Source organism: Flavobacteriales bacterium, from assembly GCA_013214975.1.
In the GTDB taxonomy this organism is placed as follows: domain Bacteria; phylum Bacteroidota; class Bacteroidia; order DT-38; family DT-38; genus DT-38.
Map to the genome: position 1 here is coordinate 1 of JABSPR010000297.1, position 1,748 is coordinate 1,748.

Genomic DNA, 1,748 nt, shown 5'->3' on the forward strand with positions numbered 1-1,748 from the left:
ACTTGAATTCACCAAGGGAAGAAAGGTGGATCACGTTGTGGAAGGTGATTTTGCTGTAAATCTATTATTTAACTTGGATGTACTTAGAGTGGGCGGAGTTATTTCTTGTTACGCTTCAATGAGCAATACCTCGCCAACCATTCCTTATGGTAGAATGATGACTATGGATCTGTCTATTCGGATGGTTATGGTATATGCGATGAACGATAAAGCGAAAAGAAATGCAAAGGAAGATATTACAGAAATGCTAGAATTAGATCTGTTTATCCATAGAGTGTCAGAGGTATTTCCTCTTGCCGAAATAGTAAAAGCGCATGAGGCGATCGAACGAGGTAAAAATTACGGAACGGTAATAGTAGAAATATAACCTACTCAATCACAAACTTAGTGGAATAACTAGAATTGTTCTTGTATTGAATAACGAGAATGTATTCGCCTGTTGTAAATGTATTGACATTTATGTCAACCTGTTGTTTGCCTTGAGAGCTTGTGCTAGAAACGATTTCTCCCATGAGGTTTACGACAGATATCCTCTCTGTGTTTACTCCTTCTTCTCCAAGATTAACGGTAAGTGTTTCTTTCGTTGGATTGGGGTAAATTAATATATCGATGTTGTCTTTAATTGATTCGTCGGGGCTGCTTGAAGGGTTTTCTATAACTAAAAACTGTCCCATCATTCCTTTGTCTTCATGCGTTAGGATATGGCAGTGATACATGAAAGGGACTATAGGGTCGGCAAATGTTTCGAATTTTGTAATGAATCGTACTGTGGCAGAAGGTTCAATAAGTACAACATCTTTAAGTCCCGATAAATGTACTGGAGGAGCAACGCCGTTAATATCAAGAACGAAGAATTGGATGTCGTGGATATGGAATGGGTGTGCATCCATTGTTCCTGTATTGTGTATTTCCCAAATCTCAATGTCGTCCAAATAAATAGTTTCGTTAACTACGTTCATGTCAAATGAAAGATCGTTAAACAAGAATACTTGATTCATGCCTCCGGTGATTTCAATGAAACGCGAAGTATCGGCATCTGTTTCTAGCCATTTGTTAAAACTGTTTAGAACTGGTGATAGAGTATATACAGCTTGCGCAGTTGCTGCAATCCCTTTACATCTTAAAAGTTCAAAGTCCATGTTGTCGACATTAGGGTAACCAAACGGCCCCCCAGGGCCACCTTGTACACCAAAAGCAAGTTCAGTATTGAAACTTATTATTGATAGCGAATCTCCCGATGCAAGACCCGAAAAGTCAACGACTATTTCAACTCTCTCACCCGGAGCGACCATTAGTCTTGTCATGGTTTCAGGTGATTCTAAAAAACCACCATCAGATGCAATCATTTGAAAAGGAACATCACCTTCTAGTCCCACATTGTAAACTCGCATTGTGGATGCATTAAGAATACGAAACCTAACCATTTGTGCGGGTACATCAACATGAGGGTTGAGTGTGCCGTTGATCATGATAGAGTCTCCAGTTTTTTCCAGTTTAAGCTGATTCGCTTGTAACGGATCAAACTTTTTATCTTGGATAATCATCGGAATATCATCTACTCCATATATTCTTGGGATTGATAGTGTGTCTGAGTTGTCATCCTCTACTATAATTAATCCAGCAGCACCAAAGTAAACGTGCTCTTCTGTTTTTTTATGTAAATGAGGGTGATACCAAAATGTAGTGGCTTCATTTAATACTTCAAAATCAGGAGACCACGTATCACCTGGTAGCATTTTAGTGTGTGG

General features: G+C 39.0%; 2 protein-coding genes. One reads left to right on the forward strand and one right to left on the reverse strand.

Annotated elements, in window-relative coordinates:
- Positions 1-367: zinc-binding dehydrogenase (locus HRT72_09420; GenBank protein NQY67924.1), on the forward strand; the 367-nt coding region annotated here is incomplete at its 5' end.
- Position 368: 1 nt separating this feature from the next.
- On the opposite strand, the gene HRT72_09425 is transcribed toward HRT72_09420, so the two are convergent.
- A partial coding sequence (locus tag HRT72_09425) for a multicopper oxidase domain-containing protein (protein NQY67925.1) occupies positions 369-1,748 on the reverse strand: 1,380 nt, incomplete at its 5' end.